Below are 5,967 nucleotides of genomic sequence, written 5' to 3'. Positions count from 1 at the left end.
GACCAAAAATCATATTAAAACCCTGGAATTACCTTAGTCCATTGCGATCTATTGGCTCAATCATGGACGAGCTTGTTAAGCGTAAGAGTGGCCTTGGGTGGAGCGTTAGGTTGATCCCTTTTTGCTATTAATGACTACGGGCAACCAGTTGACTGTGATGAAATAGAACCATCAGGGAAAACCATTAATTTATGAAAGTATTTTATTGTAGAAATACAGATTTCATAAGTTTCATAGTACATACTAAAAAGAAATATAAAAAGGAGACGTTCATGAAGAAAGATCAAGTCAATTGTGTTGATGCTGTGAAAAGCGGAGACGACATTACCATCCCCAATGACAAAAGACGTACATTAATAAAAGCTACTGGTAGCGCAATCATCGCTTCAGGTTTTGGGTTGCCATTAAGAGGCTACGCCGCAGATCCTGTCAATATCGGTGCGCTATACCCCATGACTGGGAGCATGGCTCAAATTGGTTTGGGCTGCGTAGCTGCCGCTAAATTAGCAGTAGAAATGGTTAATCAAGGTGGAGGCATTAAATCATTAGGTGGTGCAAAGCTTAATTTAATTATCTCCGATGTACAGAGTGACACAACAGTAACTCGAACGGAAACGGACCGATTAATTACTAGCAATCCACTTTCGGCTATACATGGTTGTTATGCTTCAGCTTTGACACTGATAGCAAGCGAAGTAGCAGAGAGAGCAAAAGTTCCCTTGATAACGGGCTCTAGTTCTGACATGCTCAACAAAGGAGGGCGTACCTACACTTTTACTCCTTTTGCGCGAGCATCGCAATTTGCACAAGCACAGTTACAAATGGCTAGACTAGTTTCAGATAAACCAAAAGTTGCTGTGATTTTTGAAAATACTGCTTTTGGAACTTCTACTTCAAATGGACTTAGAGAGCAGGCGGCAGGTGAGGGCGTTGAGATAGTGATGTTTGAGCCATACTCAGCAGGCTTAACCGATGCCGCACCATTAATTAATAAAGTAAAAGCATCTGGCGCTAATGCTTTATTTTCAGTTTCATATTTGAATGACTTAATTGTTATTGTGAGGACCATAAAACAATTTGGACTAAATATTTCAATTAATGGAGGCTCTGGTGGTTTTGTAATGCCTGATTTTTATAAGAACGTAGGTCAATTAGCCGAGGGCCTTCAGGGCGTAGCCCATTGGAACCACGATATAAATAGTGATGCTCAAAAAGTCAATGTGGAATTTAAAAAGAGAACAGGCGAATTTTTATTTGAGTATGCTGGCGGTGTGATAGCCCAAACTTATATGTTGGCTGATGCCTTAGAGCGAGCGGGATCGCGAGATCCACAAAAGGTAAGAGAGGCTTTGTCAACATTAGATGTCTCTCGTGGATACGCTGCGATGGTTCCAGGTGGAAAAGTCAAATTCGGTCCTGATGGTAAGAACATCTACGGTCGACCACTGGGCGTGCAATGGCAAAATGCTGATTTGGCAACCGTATTTCCTAAGGCGGATGCAAAAGCCCCACTCATAAAAGTTTAATAGATCTGGAATTTGAATGACTGAAACATTAATTCAGGCGATCATTAATGGGCTTTTGATTGGTGGAATTTACGCATTAGTAAGCATTGGTGTAACGCTTATTTTTGGCGTAGTCAAAATCGTCAATTTTGCACAGGGCGAATTTTTGATGATAGGTATGTATATTACTTACTTCCTATCATCATTTTTTGGCATGGATCCGCTGGTATCTTTACTGATTTCTATGCCAGTTTTATTTTTACTTGGCGTATTAATTCAACACTTTTTGATTCGGCGAGTACTAGGTTTGAATGATTTACCTCAGATATTTCTTACCTTTGCAATGTCACTATTGCTAATTAATGTTTGTTTGATGCTTTTTTCCGCCAATTATCGCTCCGTTCATACCTGGTATTCAGATGAAGCTTTGAATATTTTAGGGATATTTATACCCCTTGCAAAACTAATTTCATTTGTGCTTGCCATGTTTTTGAGTGCTGTGCTTTGGGTATTTCTTCACACAACCGATCTTGGTAAGGCTATGAGAGCTGCCTCGCAAAATAGAGATGTTGCGCAACTAATGGGAATTAACCCCAACCGAGTATTTGCCGTTGCCTTAGGCATCGCATTGGCTTTAGCAGGTGCGGCTGGTTCATTACTAATGCCTTTTTATCCTGCCACCCCTATGGTAGGACAACTATTTGTACTCATGTCCTTTGTTGCGGTAGTTCTAGGCACTCTTGGTAATGTCAGGGGAGCGTTAGTAGCCAGTTTGTTGATGGGTATAGCAGAGTCCCTTGGGATTCAATTTATTGGGGCAGATTCTGGTTTAATTATTGTGTTCCTACTATTGCTAATAACGCTTGCACTAAAACCAGGCGGCTTAGCGGCAGGGTGGAGACGTTGAATATTTTTTCAATTAAGAGCAAGAGAATTTTTTATATCCTATTAGGGATGATTATGCTCGTCTTGCCATTGATGATTAAAAGTTCTTTTGCGCTTGAAATCCTGATTCGTATCTTGCTATTTGCATTTATTGGGACGGCTTGGAATTTGCTTGGTGGGTATGCAAAACAATTGTCCTTGGGTCATGCCGCTTTTTTTGGGTTAGGGGCTTACACATCGACTATTTTAGAGATTAAGTTTGGTGTTTCACCATGGATCGGCATGTTTGCTGGTGGGTTTATTGGTATGTTGGCAAGCTTGCCAATGGGTTGGCTCTGTTTTAGGCTTAAAGGGCCTTATTTCACGATCTCGACGATTGCAACGGCAAATGTTTTAATGCTCATTTTTCTGAAGTTTCGCGATTTTGCTTGGGGGGCCGAAGGAACTACCATTCCTAATCTTGGGCATGCGCCACTCATGATGCAATTTGAAACCAAGACCCCTTATTATTATGTAGTCTTAGGTTTGCTATTTTCAGCCTTAGTAATAACAGCATGGATTGAACGTTCTCGAGTTGGCTATTATCTTGTCGCTTTAGGTGAGGATGAAGACGCTGCAGAAGCTAGCGGAATTAATGTCAACAAGGTCAAGCGCAATATTTTTATGATTTCTGCGTTTCTGACTGGCTTAGCAGGAACCTTTTATACGCAATATATTTACTTCATAGATCCGCAAACCGCATTTAATTTTAATATCTCAATTGAAGCAGCTTTAGTATCGATTGTGGGGGGAGTCGGGACTCTATGGGGTCCTGTGATAGGTACTATGCTACTAGAAACTACCTCAGCTCTATTGCAAAGTTGGTTTGGAAATTCAATTGGCGGCATACAGCTTACTATTTATAGCTTAATTTTAATGGCAGTGATTCTTTGGCGTCCAACAGGAATAGTGGGCTACTTCAAAGAAATTTATCAACGTCGCAGCAATGCGAAGGGTGCGCAATAATTGATGACCGATGCTCTTGTCGTAAAAAATCTCAGTAAGAATTTCGGTGGGTTGCGTGCTGTCAATGATGTTTCATTTACTGTTAAAAAAAATGAAACATTGGCTTTAATTGGCCCTAATGGCGCCGGAAAAACCACTGCGTTTAACCTCATCATGGGTTTTTATAAGCCTGATAGCGGTACAGTCACCGCCTTTGGTCATGAAATTTCTGGATTAAGACCCCATGAAGTTTGTAATATCGGTCTTGCTAGAACATTTCAAGTGGCTAAGCCGTTTGGTGGGATGACTGTTTTGGATAATGTGATGACGGGCGCATTTCTGAGGGATGCGCAGCCCGAAAGAGCGCGTTCAGCCGCAAGAGAGGCAATCAATTTTGTGGGGCTTAGTGCGCGAGAAAAATTTGACGCTCGTGATCTGACGACCATAGATCAAAGAAGATTAGAAATGGCTCGAGCACTAGCAACTCAACCAAAAATTCTGTTGCTTGATGAAGTAATGGCCGGCCTAAATCCTTATGAGGTTGATCAAGCCGTTAGTTTGATTGATAAATTATCCGAACGAGGCGTCACTATTGTGATCGTAGAGCATTTAATGAGAGCGATTATGGCAGTTGCAAAATATATTGTCGTGTTAGATCATGGTCAGAAAATTGCCGAAGGTATTCCAAGTGAGGTGGTGAAGAATCCCGAGGTGATCAGAGCCTATCTTGGATCTAGTTATGTTCAAGCTAAAGAGGTCCTTCATGATTGAATTAACTGGCGTTGCCGCGAGTTATGGTTCCGTCAAGGCAATTAGTGATATCACTCTACGGGTTGGTGAAGGTGAAGCTGTTGGACTTTTGGGTGCCAACGGCGCCGGTAAAAGCACAACCCTGCGCACTATCTCCGGTCTTCTCAAACTGACGTCTGGAAAAATTACTTTTATGGGTCAAGATTTAGCGAGTTTATTGCCCCATCAAATTACTGAATTGGGTATTGCCCATGTGCCAGAAGGTCGACAGGTCTTCCCTGAAATGACGGTTCATGAAAATTTAGAAATTGGGTCTTATGCCCCTCGAGCTAAGATTGATAGAGCAAGATCTTTAGATCTTGTGTACACCATTTTTCCAAAATTAGCAGAGAGAAAAGATCAACTCGCTGGAACAATGAGCGGTGGTGAGCAGCAAATGTTGGTAGTAGGTCGTGGTTTGATGTTAAAGCCCCGTTTGCTAATGTTAGATGAGCCTTCGCTTGGGCTCTCACCTGTGATGTGTGATGTGACTTTTGAAAAAATTCAAGAAATCCATAAGATGGGCACTTCAATTTTATTAGTAGAGCAAAATGTTAGTAGGGCATTAAGCTTGGTTCAAAGGGCCTATGTTTTAGAGGGCGGCAAGGTCATCATGCATGGTCAAAGCCAGGACCTACTAAATAATCCACAAGTTCAGGCAGCCTATTTAGGCATTTAATTAATCTATTTTATCAATCGGAGTAGGCATGAAAAAAGTACTGATCACTGGTTCAGGTGGTTTGATTGGTAAGATCTTGAGGCAAGGCTTAAACGGCCAATATGAATTAATTCGTTGCCTTGATATATCGGATCAAGAGCCTGCCAAGTCTGGCGAAGAAATAATCAAGTGTGACCTGAGAGACATTGATGGTTTAAATAAAGCAATGCAGGGAATTGACTGTGTGATTCATTTGGCTGGGATTTCTGTTGAAGATTCATGGGAAAAAATACTCCCCGCTAATATCGAAGGTTGCTACAACACATTTTTATGTGCCCAGCAAAATAAAGTAAAGCGTATGGTCTTCGCAAGCTCAAACCATGCTGTAGGTTTTCATAGGCGCGAACGATTTATTGATACTCAAGTGCAAACTCGGCCAGACAGTAGGTATGGAGTCTCTAAAGTTTTTGGTGAGGCTCTTGGCAGGCTTTATGCTGACAAATACGGCATGCAAGTGGCCTGCCTGCGAATTGGTTCATTTAGGCTGATTAATAAACCTGCTGATATCAGGCAATTAAATACCTGGATTAGCCATCGCGACATGATTAGCCTTACTAAGGCATGCATTGATCACGAAGGTTTTCATTTTGAAATTATTTATGGTGTATCGGATAACTTAAGAAATCGATGGGATAACACTCCAGCAAAACACATGGGGTATCGGCCGGTTGATAATGCTGAAGATTTTAGGGATGAGGTATATCAGAATAGCCCTAAAGAAGATTCTATAAGCGAGCTTTTTCATGGAAGTATGTACTGCCCTATGGGGTTTGTGGGTGATCCAGGTGCAATCGAATGACTTATGTATGTTCATTGAACATCACGCGCAGGCTCTTTAATCCCAGAGGTCTCCCTTTATAAGGCAGGCCATGCTTAAAGGGGATCTAGTACTTTATCAGTCAAGCTAGCCAATATTTTCAGTGTAACCACTTGTGCATATCTGCTGTACATAGCATTACACAGTGTGTATTACAGTATTCATTTTAAATCGTAACCTATTGAAATATATTGACTTTCTAGCAACAACGAGTTCTTCTAAGGCGTAGGTCGCACGTTCGAATCGTGCTGGGCAGACCAAACTCCTCT

6 protein-coding genes are annotated in these 5,967 nt (G+C 41.5%); all 6 read left to right on the top strand.

Going from position 1 to position 5,967, the window contains the following annotated elements; all coding sequences use genetic code 11:
- The first annotated feature begins 272 nt into the window (after positions 1–272).
- The 6 genes from ICN49_RS11525 to ICN49_RS11500 are packed head-to-tail and all read left to right on the top strand — an operon-like array spanning position 273 to position 5,680.
- Positions 273–1,526, top strand: a complete 1,254-nt coding sequence (locus ICN49_RS11525; protein ID WP_216168218.1) for an ABC transporter substrate-binding protein — start codon at positions 273–275, stop codon at positions 1,524–1,526.
- Between the two features lie 16 nt (positions 1,527–1,542).
- Complete coding sequence (locus ICN49_RS11520) at positions 1,543–2,412, top strand: branched-chain amino acid ABC transporter permease (protein WP_216168217.1); 870 nt, start codon at positions 1,543–1,545, stop codon at positions 2,410–2,412.
- 47 nt (positions 2,413–2,459) lie between these two features.
- Complete coding sequence (locus ICN49_RS11515; protein ID WP_216168216.1) at positions 2,460–3,395, top strand: branched-chain amino acid ABC transporter permease; 936 nt, start codon at positions 2,460–2,462, stop codon at positions 3,393–3,395.
- A gap of 3 nt (positions 3,396–3,398) precedes the next feature.
- Complete coding sequence (locus ICN49_RS11510; RefSeq protein WP_216168215.1) at positions 3,399–4,145, top strand: ABC transporter ATP-binding protein; 747 nt, start codon at positions 3,399–3,401, stop codon at positions 4,143–4,145.
- Positions 4,138–4,842, top strand: coding sequence for an ABC transporter ATP-binding protein (locus tag ICN49_RS11505; RefSeq protein WP_216168214.1), 705 nt, complete (start codon positions 4,138–4,140; stop codon positions 4,840–4,842). Before ICN49_RS11510 ends, ICN49_RS11505 begins: the two co-directional genes overlap by 8 nt.
- A gap of 28 nt (positions 4,843–4,870) precedes the next feature.
- The gene (locus tag ICN49_RS11500) at positions 4,871–5,680 is read left to right on the top strand and encodes an NAD-dependent epimerase/dehydratase family protein (RefSeq protein ID WP_216168213.1); all 810 of its coding nucleotides are present in this window, start codon (positions 4,871–4,873) and stop codon (positions 5,678–5,680) included.
- The last annotated feature ends 287 nt before the right edge of the window (positions 5,681–5,967 follow it).

It is taken from the genome of Polynucleobacter finlandensis (assembly GCF_018881755.1).
Lineage (GTDB): Bacteria > Pseudomonadota > Gammaproteobacteria > Burkholderiales > Burkholderiaceae > Polynucleobacter > Polynucleobacter finlandensis.
Note: the sequence above shows the minus strand (reverse complement) of the source record. Positions and strands in the feature narration are given on the sequence as shown.